This is a genomic window from Drancourtella sp. An57 (assembly GCF_002161525.1).
GTDB lineage: Bacteria > Bacillota > Clostridia > Lachnospirales > Lachnospiraceae > Sellimonas > Sellimonas catena.
In genome coordinates this window covers 1-20,779 of the sequence record NZ_NFHY01000021.1, presented here as the reverse complement: position 1 = coordinate 20,779, position 20,779 = coordinate 1, and the positions used below count along the sequence as shown (strand labels likewise).

The following is a 20,779-nucleotide window of genomic DNA, read 5'->3' as shown; positions in this document are numbered from 1 at the left end:
AGTGAACACAAAATGGCCGCCGATTTCGCTCGGCGATAAACAAATCAAAATTCCTCTCATTCAGGGGGGAATGGGAGTCGGTATCAGCATGGGAGGACTTGCAGGTGCTGTTGCAAAAGAGGGCGCGGCGGGGATCATTTCCAATGCGCAGATAGGATTCCGGGAAGCGGATTTTGAAAAAAATCCGTTTCAGGCCAACCTGCGGGCCATGGAAAGTGAATACCAAAAGGCCAGAAAGACCGCGCCGGACGGAGTGATCGGATTTAACATCATGGTAGCGCTGAAGCATTACGAGGAGTATGTAAGGCATGCGGCTGCCATCGGATGTGATCTGATTATTTCGGGAGCCGGGCTGCCTACAGAGCTCCCGCGCTATGTGGAGGGAACCGATACGAAGATCGCACCGATTGTTTCAACTGAAAAATCGGCGAGAGTCATTTTGAAATACTGGGACAGAAAGTACAACCGGGTGCCGGATCTGCTTGTGATTGAGGGACCGAAGGCAGGAGGACATCTTGGATTTACGAAAGAACAGCTTGAGATATTTGACGATAAGGCATACAATGAAGAAGTAAAGTCCATCTTAAAGGCCGTGCGGGAGTACGAAGAGAAGTATGAAAGAAAGATTCCGGTTGTCCTGGCCGGCGGCATTGACACAAAAGAGAAGGTGGAAGCGGCCATGGCGCTTGGCGTGGACGGTGTGCAGACGGCGAGCCTTTTTGTGACGACAGAAGAATGTGATGCGGATATCCGTTATAAGGAAGCATACATAAACGCCGGAGAAGAGGACATCTGCATTGTGACAAGTCCGGTAGGAATGCCGGGGCGTGCAATCTTAAATCCATTTATGAAAAGAGTGATGGACGGGGAGAAATTTACTCCGAAGAAATGCCTTGGATGTCTTCATAAATGCAATCCGTCCGAAATTCCGTACTGCATTACAGAACGCCTCGTGGCAGCGGCCAGAGGGGATGTGGAGGAAGCACTTCTTTTCTGTGGAAAAGAGGCGTACAGACAGCAGAAGATCACGACTGTCAGGGAAGTGATAGGTTCACTGATGGGAGAAGAATAGGGACAAGACGAAAGATAGACAGGTAAAGGAGCAAAAAAACGTGGACGCATACAGGGCAATCAACGAAATCCTGGTTCATTTGTTCAATGAAATCTGGGAGCTGGAAGGAAAAGCAGTGATCACAGAAGAATATAAGGACATTACGAACAACGATATGCATATTATTGAAGCGGTGGGCCTCGGAGAAGGAAACAATATGTCGGCAATCGCAAAAAAACTGAAAATCACTGTCGGATCTCTTACAACCTCCATGAACAGTCTTGTCAATAAAAAGTATGTGGTCCGGGAGAGGAGTTCCCAGGACCGAAGAGTGGTCAATATCCGCCTGACAAAAAAGGGGGAAAAGGCGTACCACCATCATGCAGATTTTCACAGGAAGATGACGGAAGCAGTCGTATCCGCCCTCTCAGAGGATGAGATTCCGGTTCTCGTCAAAACGCTGGACAGTCTGTCCGACTTTTTCAAATCCTATCGGGAACAGTATTGACATGTTTTTGTACCGGATGGTACACTGAATAAAACAGCCGCAGGGCAGCTTTTATGAGCTGTTTTGCGGCTGCTTCCGTAACTGGAAGAAAATACGGACAGGATTTTGGAAAGGCCGGAAGGCCTGAAATCAGAAAGGGAGGGAAGAAATGGTGAAACGACGGACAGAAAACAAGATGGGAAAAAGGATTCTTGCAGGAATCTGCTGCATCGGTCTTCTGACGGCAGCAGGATGCAGTCAGAATCAGGAAGAACCGGATCCACAGGAACTTTATCAGGCTGCGGTGGAGAAAAACGGGGAACTGACAGATCTGGACATGACAATGGGAACGAAGATGACGCTGGAGCAGGCCGGAGAGACGGTGGATATCGATATGAATGTCGATATGCTGATGTCCGGATACAATACATCGGATCTGCAGTATCAGATGGAGACGACGACCTCACTCCTCGGGCAGAATATCGAGATGACTGCATTTTACACAGACGGCTACTATTATATGGAGACATCAGGCCAGAAGCTCAAATATCCGTACGATCTGGAAGCGATTACGGAGCAGGTGGAAAACAGCATGGGCGGCACAGTATCCTCGGAAGCCATGACGGAGCTGACGGCAGAAAAAGAGGGAGAAAATACGAGACTTACCTTTACCGGAGATCCGGAGAAGATGACCAACTATACAAAGGAGATTCTTTCCAATATGCAGACCGGAACAGAAACGGCGGATTTTACAATCGAGAAGGCAGGAGGATCCTATCTGATCAATCCGGACGGCTATTATATCGAAAGTAATGTTGATATGGATCTGCTGATGAATATCAGCGGAAGCGAAGTCAGCGTGAATACAAAGATGACAAGTACCCTGAAAGATCCGGGTAAAAAGGTGGAAATCACACTGCCGGAAGACCTGTCCTCCTACACAGAAGTATCGCAGGATCTTCTGGGATAAAAAAAGCGAAAGAAGGGCATGGAAGACAGCCAAATTGCAAAGGAACTGGAACTTTCTGAAGAAAGCCTCCATAAACTGATGAAAGAGTAATATAAAAATCCGGAAAGTCTCATTCAAAGCGACTTCCGGATTTTGTATATTTGAGAATAGTTCAGAACATTTTATTTTCCGGATACGGCAGCAGTCTTTTTGTTCCGGTAAATCTTGCCGCTGGAGAAGCCGTGTCCTTTGACTTCGTTGACACGGGAGATAATCATGAAGGCTTCCGGATCAATTTTATTGACTTCCTGATTGAGCTTTGTCAGCTCACGGTTGGAGATGACAGTCATAATTACCGGCTGATCGGTGTGAAGATAGCCGGTTTCCCCGTACAGGATAGTGGAGCCCCGGTCCAGCTTCTGGACGATCATCTGATTGATCTCTTTGTGCTTTTTGCTTACGATCTTGACCTGAGTCTGAACGTGTCCGGTGAGGAGTACTTTGTCCAGGACGACGGTGTAGATCAGGACAAGGAGGATTCCGTAGATGATCTGCTCTTTGTCGGAGAAGAGCATCTGGAGAATCAGGATCGTAAAGTCAAAGAGATAGAGCATGACAGACACCGGAAACCCGAACTTTTTATTCAGGACAAGAGGTGGAATATCCATTCCTCCCGTGGAGGCTCCTGCCCGGATCACGATTCCGATGGCAAATCCGATCATCAGTCCGCCGCAGACGGTTGCGAGCATCCGGTCGCTGGTGACATTAGCAAGCTGCGGAATTCTTTCAAATACGCCGAGAATGATCGGGTAAAAGAAACTGCTGATCAGTGTTGTCAGTGCAAACATTTTTCCAAGGACAACTGCTCCAAGCACGAACATAACGGCGTTGAAACAGAAGACGAACATGGAAATGGGGATATTAAAATAATGCTCAAACGCAATTCCAAGACCAGTCGTTCCCCCGGTGATCAGGTCATTTGGAAGAATAAAGACGACAACACCGAGCGCATAGATGGCGTTGCCGATTAAGATTGTAATAATATTCAATACTTTTTTGGAAATGCTCTCATTCATACCTGTCAGTCCTTTCTATTTCAGATACGAATCAGTATACAGGAAGAAAAGAAGGGGAACAAGAGATTTCCGGAAAATCAGGAAATCTTATCAGTATGATGAAACTGTGCTATACTAAAGGAAAAACGAGGAAAAGCAGAGAAAGAAACGAAAGGAGAAGAAGGACATGGAAGAGATCAGGAAATTTCAGCAGATGATAGATGAGAGCAGGAATATCGTATTCTTCGGAGGAGCGGGAGTCTCCACCGAGAGCAACATTCCGGACTTCCGCAGTGAAGACGGTTTATACAATATGAAGTATAAATATCCACCGGAGACAATCATAAGCCACACCTTTTTTCTGAGAAATCCGGAGGAATTTTACCGGTTTTATAAGGACCGGATGCTCTGTCTGGACGCGGAGCCGAATCCGGCCCACAGGAAACTGGCCGAACTGGAGCAGGCAGGAAAGCTCTCCGCCGTTGTCACTCAGAATATTGACGGGCTTCACCAGAAGGCGGGAAGCCGGAAGGTATATGAACTGCACGGAAGTATTCACAGAAATTACTGCATGGAGTGCGGTAAATTTTATGATGCAGAGTATGTGAAAAACAGTGAGGGCATTCCAAGATGCAGCTGCGGCGGGATGATCAAGCCGGATGTGGTGCTCTATGAAGAAGGGCTGGATACGAAGACTATCCAGAATTCCGTGGAGGCGATCGCTCATGCGGATATGCTGATTATCGGCGGGACTTCCCTTGTCGTTTACCCGGCGGCCGGTTTTATCGACTACTTCCGCGGAAAGTATCTTGTGCTGATCAACAAGGCGGAAACAGGGCGGTCTGTCCGGGCGGATCTTGTGATCCGGGAACCGATTGGAAAAGTGATGGAACAAATCTCTTGCAATCCACAGTGAAATTCGCTAAAATAATGAAGTTAGTATATTGATATCAGGAGACATTTATATAAAGGAGAAAAAGTATGTGTGGATTTGCAGGTTATGCAGGAATGAAAGAGTACGATGCTTCCGTGATCCGGAAGATGACAGATAAGATTCGCCACAGAGGGCCGGATTCACAGGATGCTTTCGTGGAAGGCGGAGTCGGGCTGGGCTTTGTCAGACTTAGTATTATCGACCTGGAAGGCGGGTCTCAGCCGATGTTCAATGAAGACAAAAATCTGGTGCTGATCTTTAACGGCGAGCTTTACAACTATCAGGGGATCAGAGAAGAGCTGATTCAGGCCGGACATGTATTTACAACACATACCGATTCTGAGATCCTTCTCCACGGATACGAAGAGTGGGGCAAGGAAGGACTGCTTAAAAAACTGAGAGGAATGTTTGCGTTTGTCATCTTTGACAGAAAGAAGAAGACACTGTTCGGAGCAAGAGACCATTTCGGCATCAAGCCGTTTTATTATTACCATAAGGACGGTACGTTCCTGTTTGGCTCCGAGATCAAGTCTTTCCTGGCTCACCCGGATTTCAAGAAAGAGCTGTTCGAGGAGAAACTTCCGGACTTCATGACATTCGGATGTATTCCTGGAGAAGAGACATTCTTCAGGAATGTATACAAACTGCTGCCGGGACATTACTTTACCTATGAAAACGGCAGGGTAAACGTGAAGATGTACTGGGAGCCGACCTTTGACATCAATGAAAATCAGACCATCGAGAGTGTTGCGGATAAGCTGGACGGTGTTCTGGAAGATTCAGTAAACAAACATATCATCGCAGACGTGCCGGTATGTTCCTTCCTTTCCAGCGGCGTGGATTCCAGCTACGTGGCATATGAACTGAAGGACAAGGTGGATCTGACGACATTTACGATCGACTTTGTAGAGCAGAAATACAGCGAAGCGCCTCACGCAAAGGAACTGGCAGACGAGCTTGGCATCCGCAATATCGGACGGAAGGTATCTGCTGAAGAATATTTCCACGATGCGGAGAAGATTCAGTATTACATGGACGAGCCGCTGGCCAACCCGAGCGCGAACCTTCTGTACTACATCTCCAACCGCTGTTCTCAGGACTTCAAGGTAGCACTTTCCGGAGAAGGTGCGGACGAGATGTTCGGCGGATACAATATCTACCATGAGAATATCTCTCTTGGCGGATATCAGAAGCTTCCGAAGTGGTTCAGAAAGGCAGTGGCAAAGGTTGTCACACCGCTTCCGAAATTCAAGGGAAAAGGATTCCTGATCCGCGGAAGCAAGGATGTGGAAGAACGTTATATCGGCAACAGCAACGTCTTCAAATATGAAGAACGGGATGCATTCCTCAAGAAAAAATACAAGAGCAGAAATCCGCTGGATATTGCTAAAGAATTTTATGACAAGGTGCCGGATCTGGACGATGTGTCCAAGATGCAGTATCTGGACTTTAACATGTGGCTGCGTCAGGAGATCCTTCTGAAAGCGGACAAGATGTCCATGGCAAACTCACTGGAGCTTCGTGTTCCGTTTATGGATATCGAAGTATTCAAGACTGCCCGGACGATTCCGGCAAAATGCAAGGTCAACGATTCCAACACGAAGCTTGCGTTCCGTGCCCTTGCGGACCGTAAATTCAGCAAGAAGAGCGCGGAGAGAAAGAAACTCATGTTCCCGAGCCCGCTTCCGAACTGGATGAGAGAAGATCAGTATTACAAAATGATCAAAAAAGAATTCAAGAGCGAGACAGCAGGAAAATTCTTTAACCGTAAGAAAATTCTGCAGCTTCTGGAAGAACACAAAGAAGGAAAGGTAACCCATTCCATTCAGATCTGGGTAGTCTATACGTTCCTGATGTGGTATAAAGCATACTTTATCAATAACGGAGATCTGGACAAGATCGAGGCAGACTGCGCGCACTAAAACACAGTGAAATAAAAAATGACCGCTTCACGGCTGCAAAGGAAGATGCAGCAGGTGAAGCGGTTTTCTTTGTGATAAAACTTTTTCTTTTTCCCGTACTGGTATTATGGCCTTGGAATTGTTACCCCGAATCCGGCATTTGGATGCATCAGCGAAAAGATGACATCGATGATGAAAATGCCAAGAAAACAGATACAAAGAACCGTCCGGAATGTATCCGGAAGTTTCCGGTACCGAACATTTAATTTCGGCGCCGCGAAATAGAGGATCACAAGCCCTCCGGTTCCAAAGAGAAGCAGCCCTTCCAGACAGACAAACCCTTTGAGATTGATGAGGGAATCCCGGTAGTCCCACCAGCGCATCTGATAGACCTTCCACAGCACGGTTCCCGTGACGAATTCCATCGTCCCGGCTGTCAGCATGGTCATCAGGAAGACCTGAAGCGGTCTTTCGGCAAAGCGGCGGAGCAGGAGGAGAATCAAAACCCCTCCGAATCCGTAAATTGGAAGCCACGGACCATAGAGGACACCACGATTTACAACAGTATGATCGATAAATACATGCAGAAGGACTTCCCAGAGCCATCCTGCAAATGAAAAGGTAAAGAAAAACAGGATGTAGGAAGAGATGGAGTACCGATGCATACTCTGCTGAATGAGCCCCGCCTTTTCTGTTGTATAAAATTCTTTTGCCATCATATATTTCTGTAACATAACTTTTCCACCTCTCTTTCCTTTCCTGTTTATGGTTCTATTGTAAAACATAAAACCGAAGAACAACAAAAGCCACTCTTAGGATATTCGAAAGATTTTCAGGGGAAAATTAAGAAATTATGAAGATCCGTGCGATCATTTTCACGATCTTCTATGCAGATTTTGTGAAATCCCTTTTGAGGAATCCGGAAATATGTTATATTAAGGAAAGCAAAGAAAGTAACCGGAGGATATGGGTATGAAGTTTTTGAGTATTTTTGATGTGATCGGTCCGAATATGATCGGGCCTTCCAGCTCGCATACAGCAGGGGCATGTTCCATGGCGCTTCTGGCGCGCAAAATGTGTCCGGAACCGATCAAAAAGGTCGTCTTTACACTTTATGGTTCGTTTTCCAAGACTTATCATGGGCACGGGACGGACCGGGCGCTTTTAGGCGGAGTTCTTGGATTTGACACTGATGATGCCAGAATCCGCGATGCCTTTGAATGGGCCAAAAAGATGGGGGTAGAATACGAGTTTGTCATTGATGAAGAGACAAGGACAGATCATCCGAACACAGCGGATATGGATATTACCGGAGTAAACGGGCACCGTCTGTTTGTCAGAGGAGAGTCCATCGGAGGCGGCAAGATTAAGATTGTCCAGATCAACGGCATTGATGTGGAATTTACAGGCGAGTACAGTACGCTGATTGTCCGACAGATTGACAAGCCGGGCGTAGTGGCACATATTACCCAGTGTCTGAGCAGGCATGAAGTGAATATCGCGTTTATGAGACTGTTCCGCGAGGATAAAGGAGCGACCGCCTTTACAATCGTGGAGTCGGACGAGCAGATTCCGGAAGAGATTCTGGATGAAATTCACAAAAACGAGAACGTACAGGATCTGATGCTTGTACAGATGTAGGAGGAGCCAGGATGGATTTTATTTCAGGACAGACACTTCTTGAAGTGTGTGAAAAGGAACAGCTTCCGATCTCGGAAGTGATGAAACAAAGAGAGATTTCCTGTGGTGGAATGCAGGAAGAAACGATCAGGGAAAAGCTTTATGAAGCACTCGGAATTATGAAGAATGCGGTGGAAGAGCCGATCAAAAATCCGAAAAAGTCGATAGGTGGTCTGATCGGAGGGGAGGCAAAGCTTGTGGCGGACCACGAGGGAGCTGCTTCTTCCGTGTGCGGCACGCCGCTGTCAAGAGCGATTGCCTACAGTATGGCGGTACTGGAAGTCAACGCCTCCATGGGACTGATCGTGGCAGCGCCTACAGCAGGATCGGCCGGTGTTCTTCCGGGTGTTCTGCTTGCCATCCGTGATACAAAGGAGGCAGATGATGAGATGCTCTTAAAAGGACTTCTCAATGCATCGGCAGTCGGCTATATTCTGATGCGCAATGCATCCGTGTCCGGAGCAGAGGCGGGCTGTCAGGCTGAGGTCGGAGCAGCATCTGCCATGGCTGCGAGCGCAGTAGTGGAGATGATGGGAGGTACACCGCAGATGTGTCTGGATGCTGCATCCATTGCGATGGCAAATCTTCTCGGCATGGTGTGCGACCCGATTGCGGGACTTGTAGAGGCACCTTGCCAGAGCAGAAACGCCATCGGAGTGGCGAACGCGCTGACCTGCGCGGAACTTGCGCTCAGTGGAGTGAAAAGTGTGATTCCGTTTGATGAGATGGCGGAGGCCATGTATCATGTAGGAAAAAGTCTTCCATTTGAACTCAGGGAGACAGCCATGGGCGGCTGTGCGGGAACACCGACCGGATGTGCGCTTGGCTGTGAGATCTGCGGCAGATAAGGAAGAGCAGGGGGGATTTTGCAGGAGAAAAGAGCGGGGGAGCATCCTCCCCCGTTTTGATTTTGGAAAGAAGGGGTAACAATGAACAGACAAACGAAACCACTAAAACCTTACCATGGACTGATTGTCCTGATCCTGACTGCGGTCTGCATCTTTCTGATCGGTCCGGTGCTCAGTAATTATATGGGACTTTACGGGACTTTGATCAGTGAGCTTTTGATGCTTGCCGGTGCGGTAGGATGCACCTTTTTGTTCCGCGGTAATCCGAAATACGTATTCCCGATTCATAAACCGACTCCGCACGGCCTGTTTGGTACTTTTCTCTTCTGGATGGGAACAATCGGGATCGCTATGGTCTTTACCGTAGTGCTTGCATGTTTCTTCCCGGATGAAATCATGGGAACAAGTGCAGGACTTTCTTATACATTCTTAAGTGTTCCGGTGCTGGTTGCCGTACTGATCGTATCCATCACGCCGGCATTCTGTGAAGAGGCCGTGTTCCGGGGGATAGTCTTTAACAGCTTCTGGCCGATTGGAAACAAGTGGATAGTCATTGTGCTGACAGGATGCATTTTCGGAGCATTTCACGGTAGTATCTGGCGCTTCTTTCCGACAGCCATTCTGGGGATGGCAATGGCTTATCTTCTGGCGGAAACCGGAAACATGGTTTACAATATCATGTTCCATGCCATCAACAACCTGCTTCCGCTGGTTCTGATGTTCGGAATGCAGTGGCTGATGGACGGCCTTTATCAGGTGGCCGGAAGCGCGGCATATTCACAGACGGGTTCCTACAGCTCTTCCTATAACCTCGCGTCGGCAGGGATCTATGTTGCGATGACCGGGATTGCCCTTGTCCTGATTTACGCGGGCAATTTCCTGATTCACATGGGAAGAAAAGGATATGAAGGAAAGATGTTTGGCGGACACAGAAAGAAACATCTCTACATTCTGATCGGTGCAGCCGTCGGATTTTTCGTGCTCGGATGTTTCCTTGTGATTGCGTCAGCGGCGGCCGGCGCATTTGGACGTATGATTTACTACTAAAAAGAGGTGACAGCAATGGGACTGAAACAGGATTTTGTACTGAGAAGGCTGGAAGACCAGGGAAGGTTTCTGGCCAGACTGATTCTTGGAAAAGAGGAAGCGAAATATGAGCTTCCGGAATATGAAGCGATGGATAATGAGGTGGACCGCCTTTACAGAAAGATCCTTTCTCTTGCGGACGCAGGGGAGATCAATGAAGCGGAAAATCTTCTTCTGGAAGAGCTGGAGACAGGGGATCTGCAGATGTTTGAGATGGCACTTTGCTTTTATCTTCATCTGGCACATATGGACGAGGAGTTTTTGGAGGAACACCAGTATACGAGAGAAGAAATCGGAGAGGGGATGGAATCTCTGGCAGAGGACTTTGGGGTGAGCGGACTTGAAATCAGCATGGGAAAATAAATGCGGCACCATTCGCGTCATCAGCTTTACATCCGAAGGACACCGGCGAAATGACCTCCTGAGAGAAACGCTCGAGAAGGCGGGACTTTCCTGTGCAGGGTACCGGAAAGGTACGGCGCCGGGAGGCAGTATGCTCTGTGAAGTGACGTCCATGTACGACTGGGTCGGGGAAGGATGGGGGAAAGACACCTATCTCTTTATCGGAGCGGCAGGAATCGCCGTCCGGAGCATTGCCCCGCTTGTAAAGGATAAGTTCACGGACTCTCCGGTGCTTGTAATGGATGAAAAAGGCGGATATATTATTCCGCTGCTTTCAAGCCATCTGGGAGGAGCAGGCGAGACTGCCCGGATTATTTCCGCTCTTACCGGAGCGGTTCCGGTGGTCACGACAGCCACCGATCTGAACCGGAAATTTGCGGTGGATCTGTTTGCGAAGGAAAACGGAATGCAGATTTCGGACAGAACTCTTGCAAAAGAGATTTCCGCCCGGATTTTGCAGGGAGGAACAGTCGGTTTTTATTCGGACTTTCCGGTGAAGGGGAATGTGCCGGAGGAACTTCTGGTAAAGGAAGAGTACGAGGAACTGAGAGAAGCAGTGCCCGGCATCGCAGTGCTTGAAAAAAAGCCGGAGGAGGCGATGCCAAATGTTCTGTATCTGTACCCGAAGATAGTAAGTGTGGGGATCGGATGCAGAAGAGGCGTAAAAAAAGAAAAGATAGAACAAAAGATCCGAAGTGTCCTGGAACGCGGAGGATGGGAGATAGACCAGATCGGGGTGATCGCAAGCATCGACCGAAAAGCAGATGAGGAGGGAATCCTTGAGTTTGCGTCAAAATACAGGATTCCATTTCGGACGTATACGGCCGGGGAGCTCAATACGGTGGAGCAGGTGACATCCTCTTCTGATTTTGTAAAGAATATAACAGGGACGGACAACGTGTGCGAGAGGGCAGCCCTTCTTGCAGGACGGTCCGGAGAACTGATTTATAAAAAAGAAAAGTTCGAAGATCTGACACTTGCGGTTGTGCGGATGCATTACGAAGTAACATTCGGACGGACAGAGCATACTGCATGCCGGGTGCAGGACCAGGAACGAAAGGGGGAAAAATCATGAAGCATATCTTAATCTTTGCGGGAACGACGGAAGGGAAAGAGCTGATGGAGAAGATCAAGCACTTTCCGGTGGAAGTATTTGTCAGTGTAGCCACGGAATACGGAAAAGAATGTCTTTTAAAGGAACCGGAAGAAGCACGGGCACCATATGCAAAACACGGGGAGGTACAGGCCGGAAACTTAAATATCATCGCAGGACGCATGAAAGAGGTGGAAATGAAAAACTATATCCGCAGACAGGAGATTGATCTTGTTGTGGATGCCACCCATCCGTTTGCCCGTGAAGTGACGAAAAATATCAAAGAGGCATGCCGGGAGACGGGAGTTCCTTATATCAGGCTTCTGAGAAAGCCGGTGCAGAAAGAGGAAGGCCTCATCTATGTCTCTTCGATCGAAGAAGGTGTAGAATTTCTGGAGAAGACGGAGGGGAATATCCTGATCACTACAGGAAGCAAGGAACTTGCTGCCTATGCGGAACTGACAGATTACCGGAACCGCTGTTATGCAAGAGTGCTGTCTACGAAAGAATCCGTGGAGGAGAGCGTGCGCCTTGGACTGGAAGGGGATCATTTGATTGCCATGCAGGGACCTTATTCCGAGGAGATGAATATTGCAACGATTCATCATGTGAAGGCATCCTGGCTGATCACAAAAGAGTCCGGAAGCGCGGGCGGTTTTGAAGATAAGGCAAGGGCCGCAGCAAAGACCGGCACGGTCCTTGTAGTGGTGGAACGGCCAAAAGAAGAGGGCTGTACATTTGAGGAAACAGTAGAAAGGATCCATGCATGTTCGTTACAGTAACAGGGGGAAGCGGAAGCGGGAAGTCTGCAATGGCTGAAGATATCTCCCAGAGCCTGTGCAGCGGGCCGAAGATCTATGCGGCGACGATGATGGTGTATGATGAGGAGAGCAGAAGACGGATCGAACGACACCGGAAACAGCGGGCCGGGAGACAGTTTACCACGCTGGAATGTCCGTCCGGACTGGAAGAGATTCATTTTGAAGAGAAAGCGGCGCTTATTCTGCTGGAATGTGTTTCCAATCTTACGGCTAATGAACTCTACAGCGGGGAGAATTTTGCCATGCAGGATCCGGAAGAGACGGCAGAGCGGATTATCCGCGGGATTGCACATTTCGCTGACAGTGCGGACCATCTTGTCGTTGTGACAAACGAAATGTTTCAAAACGGAACGAAAGACGATGAAATGAAACAGTACCTTTCTGTAGCAGGCCGGGTAAACCGCTATCTGATGGCAAAATCCGATGTGTTTATTGAAGCGGTGTACGGCCTGCCGTATTTCTGGAAAGGAAGCGGACATCTTCATATGGAGAAAGGAACATGGATATGGGACAAAACGGATTGATTCATATATACTGCGGGGATGGAAAAGGAAAGACCAGCGCTGCCATCGGGATGATGATCCGGGCCGCCGGAAGAGGGAAAAAGATTCTCCTTGTCCGGTTTCTAAAGAATGAAGATTCCGGAGAGCTTTTCGTTCTGGATCAGATCCCGCAGATCGAGCGGATCCGGATGCCGGAGGGCTACGGATTTTACTGGACTTTGACGGACGAAGAAAAAGAGCGGATGAAAGAAGAGTACGAACGGATCTGGGAAGACATCGAGAGCCGGGCGGCAGGCTATGACATCCTTGTGATGGATGAGTTTATGGCGGCGTTCGGGCACGGCCTGATTCCTCATAAGCGTGTACTTTCCTTTCTCAAGGAGAAGCCGGAGCATCTGGAAGTTGTCCTGACGGGACGAAATCCGGATGAACGGATTCTGGAAATGGCAGATTATATTTCCGAGATCCGGGCGGTGCGCCATCCGTTTGAGCGTGGCGTCCCTGCACGGGAAGGAATTGAATATTAGGAGGAAAATTATGAGATTGCTGCATATATCGGATCTGCATCTTGGAAAACGGGTTAATGAGTATTCCATGCTGGAGGATCAGGCCCACATTCTTGAGCAGATTCTGAAGATTGCCGATCAGGAGCAGGCGCAGGGAGTGCTGATTGCAGGTGATGTCTATGACAAGCCTGTTCCGCCAGCGGAAGCAGTGCGGCTTCTTGATTATCTGCTGAGCAGCTTTGCGGACCGGAAGATTCCGGTCTTTTTCATAAGTGGAAATCACGACTCCAGAGACAGGCTTTCCTTTGGAGCGGAGCTGTTTAAGAAAAGCGGCGTGTATATGGCATCAGAAGGATTTCTGGAAAAAGTGGACCGGGAGGATGAATACGGTGAACTTTCCATCTGGCTGATGCCGTTTTTAAAACCGGCACAGGTGCGGAGTGTCTATCCGGAAAAAGACATCCAGACATACACGGACGCAGTGCGCGCAGTGCTGGAAGAGGCAGATCTGGATCCTGCAAAGCGGAATATTCTGGTAGCCCATCAGTTTGTGGCGGGAGCCGTACAGTGTGAGTCGGAGGAGGTCTCCATCGGGGGCCTGGATCAGGTGGATGTGTCGGTGTTTGACGGATTTGAATATGTAGCCCTTGGCCATCTGCACAGACCCCAGTCTGTCACAAGGGAGACAGTACGCTACTGCGGAACGCCTTTGAAATATTCGTTTTCCGAGGTACACGATCAGAAATCCGTGACCATTGTGGAGCTGAAAGAAAAAGGCGAGACCGCGATCAAAACAGTTCCGCTTACCCCTCTGCGGGATATGAAGGAACTGAAAGGGACATATTTACAGCTGACGAGCCGGCCGTTTTACGAGACGCAGGAGCGGGATTCCTACTTTCACATTACACTTACCGATGAGGAAGATGTGATGGATGCGGTCGGAAAACTTCGGATGATTTATCCGAATCTGATGAAGCTTGACTATGACAATGTGCGGGTACGCACGCAGCTGCAGTATGAAGAAATGGAAGCGGTAGAACAAAAGCGGCCGGATGAAGTTGTCGCGGAGTTCTATCAGGTGGTTAACGGCCGGCCGCTTTCGGATGAGCAGAGCAAACTGGTCGAAGAGATGATGGAAGAAGTATGGGAGGAAGAAAGATGAGACCGGAAAAACTGATTTTATCCGCATTCGGCCCTTATGCGTCCAGACAGGAGATTCCATTTGACAAGCTGGGAAAGCATGGACTTTATGTGATCTCCGGGGATACCGGCGCGGGGAAGACGACAATTTTTGATGCCATCACCTTTGCCCTTTACGGTGAGCCTTCCGGAAACCGAAGAAAAGCGGATATGCTGCAAAGCAAATATGCAGCAAACGGGGAGGAAACTTATGTGGAGCTGACATTTTCGGTCGGCAGTGCAAGATATCAGATTCACCGGAATCCGGAATACCAGCGCCCGAAAAAGCGGGGCGAAGGATGGATTACCCAGAAGGCGGATGCCGTTCTGACGATGCCGGATGGAAGTGTGGTGATGGGTGCCAGAACTGTTACAGAAAAGTGCGAGGAAATTCTCGGACTGAAAAGAGAGCAGTTTACACAGATTGCCATGCTGGCTCAGGGAGAGTTCCAGAAGATGCTCTTTTCTTCCACTGAGGAAAAGAGCCGGATTTTCCGGATGCTGTTCCACACGGCGCCATATCAGGTATTTCAGGAGAAAATCAAGGAGAAAGCGGCAGGTCTGAAAAGAGCATACGAGGCGGTGGAGCAGAGTATCCGCCAGTATGCCGACGGCATCCTGATACCGGAGAAAGAGGAAGCGCTTCGGGCAAACTGGGAGGAAAGCCTGCAAAGTCCGGATAAGGAAGAATGGCTTTTGACGATTGAGAACATCCTTGAAACAATGCAGAAGGAAGAAGAACGTCTGGAAAAGGAGATCAGCCGGACGGAAGAGGAAGCACAGCAGTATGGCGAAAGGCTGAATGAGGCTGTTCAGGAGCTGAAAGCAAAGCGGGGAGAAAAACAGCAGAAAGAAGAACTGGAACAGCTGATCCGGAAAAAGGCGGTCTGCCAGGAAGCACTTCGGAAGGCGCAGGAGAATGCAAAAGGTAATGAACTGGTGCAGGAGCGGATTTTGAAAGAATCCATGCAGTTGGAGACTTACCGGGAACTGGAGGAAAAGCAGAAATCCTGGGAGAAGAGACGCAAGGAGGCCAGGAATCTTTCTGACCGCCTGGCAGCTGTAATGGAAAAGCAGAGAAAGGCAAAAGAAGAAATCGAGCGGTGCCGTGCCTTGCTGTCGGAGATTCCTGATCCGGAGGAGGCATGGAAAGAACTTCTGCGGCAGAAACAGCAGACGGAAGAAAGACATCAGAATCTGAAAGAATTTCTGCTGATCTGCGGGCAGTACCAGGAGGCAAGAAAGGAGCAGGAGACTGCGCAGGAGGCCTACCTTTGCGTCCGGGAGAAGGTAGAGAAGGCACAAAAAGAGTATCAGGAGCTGGAACGGGCCTTTCTGGACGGGCAGGCAGGGATCCTGGCAGCCGGATTGACAGACGGGGAACCCTGTCCGGTGTGCGGTGCCCTGCACCATCCGGATCCGGCGAAAAAGCCGGAAGAAATCCCTGATGAACAGACGTTGAAACAGAAAAAAACAGTACTTGATATGCTCATGGAAGAGGATAAGCAAAAGAGCCGGAAGGCAGGCGAGGCCAAAGGCCGCACTGAGACGGCGGCAGGCCAGCTCAGGCAGAAGTCCGCACTGCTCTGGCCGGATGAGGAACCGGCGGGTCTGAAGGAAGCGTACCAGAGAATGAAAGAGGAAGGCTGCACTTTGGAAAACCGGAGACGGGAACTGCAGCAAAAAGAAGAAAGTCTGAACAAACAGCAAAAGCAGAAGCAGGATGCGCAGAAGCGGGAAAAAGAGCTGGAACAACAGACAGAAGAACAGACAGGCATCATTCTTCATCTGGAACGGGAGACGGCCTCCATGCGGACAGAACAGGAAACAGAAGGAAAACGGATTCAGGAAATCGGGGAGAGCCTTCCGTATGATTCCTATGAAGAGGCACGCAATGTGATCCGGAAGATGGAGCTGGAAAAACAGGAAAAAGAAGAGGCTTTGGAAGCGGCAAAAGCGGCATACCAGAGCACGGAAAATGAGATCTCTGCCTGCGAAGCATCCATCCGTGTCTGGACGGAACAGCAGAAAGACCGGGAGACGCCGGAAGAGGAGAAACACCGGGAAAAAGAGGAGCTGGAACAGAAAAAACAGGAGACACTCCTGAAAAAGCAGCGTCTGCTTGCCGAAAAGGAACAGCTCCTTCCGGTGCTCAGTGCAGACCGGTCCGCCCTTGAGAAGATGAGGGCGGCCGTGAGGCAGCAGGAAGAGACAGAGAAGGAATACCGGATTGCCGGCGCTCTTTCCGATACGGTCAACGGCACACTTGGAGGAAAGGAAAAAATCATGCTGGAAACCTATGTGCAGATGGCCTATTTCGACCGGATTCTTATTCGTGCAAACCGCAGGCTTCTTGTCATGACAGACGGTCAGTATGAGCTGGTCCGCAAAAAGACGGCGGACAACCGGAGAAGCCAGAGCGGCCTTGATATGGATGTGATCGATCATTACAACGGTACACAGCGCAGCATTCATACACTGTCAGGCGGGGAGTCCTTCCAGGCATCTCTTTCCCTGGCACTTGGGCTTTCCGATGAGATTCAGTCCATGGCCGGAGGCATCCGGATGGAAGCGATGTTTGTGGACGAGGGGTTCGGGACACTGGATGACGAAGCACTGGACAAGGCGGTCCGTGCGCTGGCCTCTCTAAGTGAAGGAAACAAACTGGTTGGAATTATTTCCCATGTGGCAGAGCTGAAAGATCGGATCGACAAAAAGATTCTCGTAAAGAAAGAAAAAGGCGGAGAAAGCCGGGCGCAGGTGGTGATCGGATAAAGAGCAGGTTCATTTCGGAGAAAATGTGGCGGCTTCAATGAAAAAACGATAAATGTTAAGAGGCAGGCATGACTCATGCGAGTCATGCCTGCCTTTGTTGTGCGCCCGGCGGGCACACGTTCTAAGGGGTGAAAGTCCCTGACCCGCCCGGCAGTGGGAAGGGTGCAGCCAAAGGCAAGGGCGTCACCGTGAGGTGGGGTCTGAAGGAAGCCGGAGGCAAACCACTGGCCTGTAAAAGTTGTCCGGACAGGCTGTGAAGCGTGGATGAGATTGCATCACAAATCAAAGTCCAATAACTGCACGGAACGCCAGCAGTAAACGGGGCAGGTATAAGTGGGAAAGAACGTGTGAGTACCCGGGGAGATCTCACGGACATGACAAAGTGATAGAACATTCACAGCCATGGTCGAAAACGGTTTGTCGTGAGAAGTCAGCAGACCCCATATTACAATACCCGGTGGCTTAAGACACTGGGAAAGGGGGAAACAATAGGAGGTGCCACTTCCAAATGGAAACCAGACATGGAACTAAGTACAGACAACTTCATATTGAAGACTACCTGAGAGAGATACCTGCGGAACAGGGAAGGGGAACAGGAGTGTACGCCCAGGAATGGATTACCGGGAACCCTGACACCAACACGGACTTTTGGACGGACAACCTGCTTGATATCATTCTCAGAAGCGACAATCTCAACGCCGCATACAAGAAGGTGAAAGCCAATAAAGGTTCAGGAGGAATTGACGGAATGCAGGTGGATGGACTTCTGCCCTACCTGAAAGACCACCGGGACGAATTGGTCAGGCAGCTGAGGGAGGGAAAATACAAACCCAACCCCGTCCGAAGGGTAGAAATACCCAAAGAAGAGAAAGGAAAAGTAAGGAAGCTGGGAATACCAACTGTAGTAGACCGAATGATTCAACAGGCAATTGCGCAGGAACTCACTCCTATCTACGAAGAACAGTTTTCGGATAACAGCTACGGCTTCCGGCCAGGCAGAAGCGCGCATGATGCACTGGCAAAGTGCAGAAAATACGTGAATGATGGATATGTGTATGCAATCAGCATGGACTTACAAGCCTACTTTGATACGGTGAACCACAGCAAATTGATAGAGGTGCTGTCAAGAACCATTAAAGACGGACGGGTAATTTCGCTGATACACAAATACCTGAACGCCGGGGTAATGGAAGATGGAGGATTTCACGCAACATCAGAGGGGGTGCCACAGGGCGGCCCGCTAAGTCCATTGTGTGGAAACGTGATGCTAAACGAGCTGGACAAGGAACTGGAACGCAGAGGACATAAGTTCGTGAGATATGCCGACGATTGTATGATACTGTGCAAAAGTCGGAAAAGCGCAGAAAGAACGCTGGAACATATCATCCCTTTCATCACAGGGAAGCTATACCTGAAGATCAATCTCGAAAAGACGACAGTAAGCCACATCAGCAAAGTGAAGTATCTCGGATACGGTTTTTACCGACACAAAGGGAAATGCCGAATGCGGGTACACCCCGGGTCAATCAAGAAGATGAAGAACCATCTCAGGGAATTGACAGTAAGGGGAAACAAGTGGAGCAATACGGAAAGAGAAAAGAGACTCAGGAAATATACGACTGGGTGGATAAACTATTACCGATATGCGGATATGAAGAGCTTGATGGAGACAACGGACAAATGGCTCCGCCACAGAATCCGAGCGGTGTACTGGAAACAGTGGAAGAAGGTGCGAACGAGATATAAAATACTCCGGGCACTTCATCTTCCGGAATGGAAAGTGCATGAACTGGCGAACTGCCGGAAGGGAACATGGAGAGCGGCAGGAATGCTAAACTCTGTGCTTACCAAGGAAATATTAGTGGACAGACTTGGATATCCATCCATGACTGCCCACTATCTGAAAGTACGTGTAAACTATTGAACCGCGTAGTACCGAACGGTACGCTACGTGGTGTGGAAGGGGAGGGTCAAATCTCCCCTATCCGATTGGGACGAAGAAACTATCTTTTTCATAGTATATTCCCCAAGAAATTACTAAAAAATAAGGCAGAAATCATAAAAAGCTGAACCTTTTTTCAAGTTCAAACCATCTTTATTTATATAAGGAGAAAAAGGGTAAGGTGTAAGGAGGAATCAGTATGAAAGAAAAAGAAGTATTGAGTGGTCCTATGTCAAGATTTAGCGCAAGTTAAAATGAGAAATTTATCCTCATCTTAACTTACTAAGAGCAGTTCGTTTGTCTGTGTCTGCTCATATAGTTTTTCAAAGTCATTTGGTGACATGTAATCGCAATGACTATGAATACGTTTGGTATTATAAAAGGCTTCAATATACTCGAATATCAGACGATATGCCTGCTGATAATCACGTATTTTAAACCGGTTCAGCCATTCCCGTTTGATAAGTGCATGAAACGATTCGATACATGCATTATCCCATGGGAAAGCCTTTTTCGAGTAGCTGCGCTGCATTTTTGCAGTGGCTTCCCGATATGCCTGGGATACATACTGCCTTCCTCTATCACTGTGGATAATTAACGGCAACTTCGTGTTCCGTCTGGCTTTCGCTTTATTGATGGTATTAATCACACAGGATACCTCTAAAGTCTGGCTGAGTGTCCAGGCAATGATCTTACGGGAAAACAGATCCATAATGCTTGTCAGATAGACAAAGCCATCTGTCGTCCAGATATACGTGATATCACTGCACCATACCGCATTTGGACGATCAGGAGTAAACTGTTCATCCAGGATATTTTGAAGTTCGTTACTGAAATCGGAATCTATGGTAGTGATCGTCCATGGTTTCACCCATTGGGCTTTAATTCCCATTTCCTTCATATATTTTCCGACAGTACGCTCTGAGATGGTCTCCCCCTTCTGACGTAGCTTTCTGGTGATTTTTGGGGCTCCGTAGTTTTGCTTCGATTGATCATAAATATCCTGTATTTTGGCTTTTATGTATTCCCTGCGTTTTTCTGTATCAGAAGGAGTACGGTTTAGCCATGAACGATATCCAGACCGTGAAACGCCTAAATATTTCAGCATTCCGGAGACGGAGACCCGGCGATTCTGTTTTCTGGCAGCTTCCGTCTTTTCAGAAACCTCGAGATAAATGGTTTCTGTTATTTTCCCAGAATGCTGATAGCTTTTTTTAGCACATCAAGTGCATCCTGGGCATCACGGAGTTCGCGTTTCAGACGGGCAATCTCTTTCTGCTCATCAGAGGCGTAATTACCGGAGCCACGAACAGGGATATCGCCAGACTCCCGGAAATCCTTCAGCCATTTTGTCAGAGTGCTGTAACCCACACCGAGGTTTTGAGCACAGCCACGGACACCAAGCTCTTTGTGATCGAAATAATACTGGACTGCATCCAGTTTAAACTGTTTGTCATGTTGCTTTGCCATAATGAGATCCTCCTTCAGTACGATATTTCTATTATATCATGTATTGTCTATTTGGAATTTTCTCATTTTGACTTGCACTATTTATATACTAGCACCA

20 protein-coding genes are annotated in these 20,779 nt (G+C 48.6%); 16 read left to right on the top strand and 4 right to left on the bottom strand.

Annotation, left to right across the window (positions count from 1 at the left end):
- Position 1: 1 nt before the first annotated feature.
- From B5G11_RS14390 to B5G11_RS14380, 3 genes are all read left to right on the top strand, one after another.
- Complete coding sequence (locus tag B5G11_RS14390; RefSeq protein WP_255396461.1) at positions 2-1,072, top strand: nitronate monooxygenase family protein; 1,071 nt, start codon at positions 2-4, stop codon at positions 1,070-1,072.
- A 40-nt stretch (positions 1,073-1,112) separates the two neighbouring features.
- A complete protein-coding gene (locus B5G11_RS14385; RefSeq protein WP_087167178.1) occupies positions 1,113-1,559 on the top strand; it encodes a MarR family winged helix-turn-helix transcriptional regulator in 447 nt (148 codons plus the stop codon).
- Positions 1,560-1,710: 151 nt separating this feature from the next.
- On the top strand, positions 1,711-2,508 hold the full coding sequence (locus tag B5G11_RS14380) for a DUF6612 family protein (RefSeq protein WP_158099302.1): 798 nt from the start codon (positions 1,711-1,713) through the stop codon (positions 2,506-2,508).
- A gap of 161 nt (positions 2,509-2,669) precedes the next feature.
- Here the strand turns inward: B5G11_RS14380 and B5G11_RS14375 are convergent, their stop codons facing one another.
- Positions 2,670-3,563 (bottom strand): YitT family protein, encoded by an 894-nt coding sequence (locus tag B5G11_RS14375; protein ID WP_087167180.1) that lies wholly within the window; start codon positions 3,561-3,563, stop codon positions 2,670-2,672.
- 166 nt (positions 3,564-3,729) lie between these two features.
- Between B5G11_RS14375 and B5G11_RS14370 the strand changes: the two genes are divergently transcribed.
- Together B5G11_RS14370 and asnB are read left to right on the top strand one after the other, a co-directional pair.
- Positions 3,730-4,458 (top strand): NAD-dependent protein deacylase, encoded by a 729-nt coding sequence (locus B5G11_RS14370; RefSeq protein ID WP_087255004.1) that lies wholly within the window; start codon positions 3,730-3,732, stop codon positions 4,456-4,458.
- 65 nt (positions 4,459-4,523) lie between these two features.
- On the top strand, positions 4,524-6,398 hold the full coding sequence (asnB, locus tag B5G11_RS14365; RefSeq protein ID WP_087255002.1) for an asparagine synthase (glutamine-hydrolyzing): 1,875 nt from the start codon (positions 4,524-4,526) through the stop codon (positions 6,396-6,398).
- A gap of 104 nt (positions 6,399-6,502) precedes the next feature.
- Here asnB and B5G11_RS14360 read toward each other — a convergent pair whose 3' ends face one another.
- Entirely contained in the window at positions 6,503-7,111 is a 609-nt protein-coding gene (locus B5G11_RS14360; RefSeq protein ID WP_158099301.1) for a putative ABC transporter permease, read from the bottom strand.
- 238 nt (positions 7,112-7,349) lie between these two features.
- Between B5G11_RS14360 and sdaAB the strand changes: the two genes are divergently transcribed.
- From sdaAB to ltrA, 11 genes are all read left to right on the top strand, one after another.
- Positions 7,350-8,018 carry an L-serine ammonia-lyase, iron-sulfur-dependent subunit beta gene (gene sdaAB, locus B5G11_RS14355; protein ID WP_087254996.1) on the top strand — a complete coding sequence of 223 codons (669 nt, stop codon included), beginning with the start codon at positions 7,350-7,352 and terminating at the stop codon, positions 8,016-8,018.
- A gap of 11 nt (positions 8,019-8,029) precedes the next feature.
- Complete coding sequence (gene sdaAA, locus B5G11_RS14350) at positions 8,030-8,905, top strand: L-serine ammonia-lyase, iron-sulfur-dependent, subunit alpha (RefSeq protein WP_087254993.1); 876 nt, start codon at positions 8,030-8,032, stop codon at positions 8,903-8,905.
- A gap of 81 nt (positions 8,906-8,986) precedes the next feature.
- Positions 8,987-9,952, top strand: coding sequence for a type II CAAX endopeptidase family protein (locus B5G11_RS14345; protein ID WP_087254990.1), 966 nt, complete (start codon positions 8,987-8,989; stop codon positions 9,950-9,952).
- A gap of 15 nt (positions 9,953-9,967) precedes the next feature.
- Complete coding sequence (locus B5G11_RS14340; RefSeq protein WP_087167187.1) at positions 9,968-10,354, top strand: DUF6483 family protein; 387 nt, start codon at positions 9,968-9,970, stop codon at positions 10,352-10,354.
- Entirely contained in the window at positions 10,332-11,468 is a 1,137-nt protein-coding gene (locus B5G11_RS14335) for a cobalamin biosynthesis protein (RefSeq protein ID WP_087254987.1), read from the top strand. The genes B5G11_RS14340 and B5G11_RS14335 overlap by 23 nt, the downstream gene beginning before the upstream one ends.
- The gene (cobK, locus tag B5G11_RS14330; protein WP_087254984.1) at positions 11,465-12,268 is read left to right on the top strand and encodes a precorrin-6A reductase; all 804 of its coding nucleotides are present in this window, start codon (positions 11,465-11,467) and stop codon (positions 12,266-12,268) included. Before B5G11_RS14335 ends, cobK begins: the two co-directional genes overlap by 4 nt.
- Positions 12,253-12,831 carry a bifunctional adenosylcobinamide kinase/adenosylcobinamide-phosphate guanylyltransferase gene (locus B5G11_RS14325; protein WP_087254982.1) on the top strand — a complete coding sequence of 193 codons (579 nt, stop codon included), beginning with the start codon at positions 12,253-12,255 and terminating at the stop codon, positions 12,829-12,831. The genes cobK and B5G11_RS14325 overlap by 16 nt, the downstream gene beginning before the upstream one ends.
- Positions 12,807-13,337 carry a cob(I)yrinic acid a,c-diamide adenosyltransferase gene (locus tag B5G11_RS14320; RefSeq protein WP_242959072.1) on the top strand — a complete coding sequence of 177 codons (531 nt, stop codon included), beginning with the start codon at positions 12,807-12,809 and terminating at the stop codon, positions 13,335-13,337. Before B5G11_RS14325 ends, B5G11_RS14320 begins: the two co-directional genes overlap by 25 nt.
- A gap of 10 nt (positions 13,338-13,347) precedes the next feature.
- Positions 13,348-14,478, top strand: coding sequence for an exonuclease SbcCD subunit D (locus B5G11_RS14315; protein WP_087254979.1), 1,131 nt, complete (start codon positions 13,348-13,350; stop codon positions 14,476-14,478).
- Positions 14,475-17,270, top strand: coding sequence for an SMC family ATPase (locus B5G11_RS14310; protein ID WP_158099300.1), 2,796 nt, complete (start codon positions 14,475-14,477; stop codon positions 17,268-17,270). The genes B5G11_RS14315 and B5G11_RS14310 overlap by 4 nt, the downstream gene beginning before the upstream one ends.
- Before the next feature lie 508 nt (positions 17,271-17,778).
- Complete coding sequence (ltrA, locus tag B5G11_RS14305) at positions 17,779-19,194, top strand: group II intron reverse transcriptase/maturase (protein WP_087169732.1); 1,416 nt, start codon at positions 17,779-17,781, stop codon at positions 19,192-19,194.
- Positions 19,195-19,486: 292 nt separating this feature from the next.
- Here ltrA and B5G11_RS14300 read toward each other — a convergent pair whose 3' ends face one another.
- Both B5G11_RS14300 and B5G11_RS14295 read right to left on the bottom strand, forming a co-directional pair.
- On the bottom strand, positions 19,487-20,389 hold the full coding sequence (locus tag B5G11_RS14300; RefSeq protein ID WP_242959075.1) for an IS3 family transposase: 903 nt from the start codon (positions 20,387-20,389) through the stop codon (positions 19,487-19,489).
- Positions 20,390-20,397: 8 nt separating this feature from the next.
- Positions 20,398-20,682 (bottom strand): transposase, encoded by a 285-nt coding sequence (locus B5G11_RS14295; protein ID WP_207752756.1) that lies wholly within the window; start codon positions 20,680-20,682, stop codon positions 20,398-20,400.
- Positions 20,683-20,779: the final 97 nt, after the last annotated feature.

Coding starts and splice junctions, on each gene's coding strand:
- B5G11_RS14370 (WP_087255004.1), top strand. CDS start 3,730: ATGGAAGAGATCAGGAAATTTCAGCAGATGATAGATGAGAGCAGGAAT.
- B5G11_RS14295 (WP_207752756.1), bottom strand. CDS start 20,682: ATGGCAAAGCAACATGACAAACAGTTTAAACTGGATGCAGTCCAGTAT.
- sdaAB (WP_087254996.1), top strand. CDS start 7,350: ATGAAGTTTTTGAGTATTTTTGATGTGATCGGTCCGAATATGATCGGG.
- ltrA (WP_087169732.1), top strand. CDS start 17,779: ATGGAAACCAGACATGGAACTAAGTACAGACAACTTCATATTGAAGAC.
- B5G11_RS14320 (WP_242959072.1), top strand. CDS start 12,807: ATGGATATGGGACAAAACGGATTGATTCATATATACTGCGGGGATGGA.
- sdaAA (WP_087254993.1), top strand. CDS start 8,030: ATGGATTTTATTTCAGGACAGACACTTCTTGAAGTGTGTGAAAAGGAA.
- B5G11_RS14340 (WP_087167187.1), top strand. CDS start 9,968: ATGGGACTGAAACAGGATTTTGTACTGAGAAGGCTGGAAGACCAGGGA.
- B5G11_RS14345 (WP_087254990.1), top strand. CDS start 8,987: ATGAACAGACAAACGAAACCACTAAAACCTTACCATGGACTGATTGTC.
- asnB (WP_087255002.1), top strand. CDS start 4,524: ATGTGTGGATTTGCAGGTTATGCAGGAATGAAAGAGTACGATGCTTCC.
- B5G11_RS14375 (WP_087167180.1), bottom strand. CDS start 3,563: ATGAATGAGAGCATTTCCAAAAAAGTATTGAATATTATTACAATCTTA.
- B5G11_RS14315 (WP_087254979.1), top strand. CDS start 13,348: ATGAGATTGCTGCATATATCGGATCTGCATCTTGGAAAACGGGTTAAT.
- B5G11_RS14325 (WP_087254982.1), top strand. CDS start 12,253: ATGTTCGTTACAGTAACAGGGGGAAGCGGAAGCGGGAAGTCTGCAATG.
- cobK (WP_087254984.1), top strand. CDS start 11,465: ATGAAGCATATCTTAATCTTTGCGGGAACGACGGAAGGGAAAGAGCTG.
- B5G11_RS14310 (WP_158099300.1), top strand. CDS start 14,475: ATGAGACCGGAAAAACTGATTTTATCCGCATTCGGCCCTTATGCGTCC.
- B5G11_RS14360 (WP_158099301.1), bottom strand. CDS start 7,111: ATGTTACAGAAATATATGATGGCAAAAGAATTTTATACAACAGAAAAG.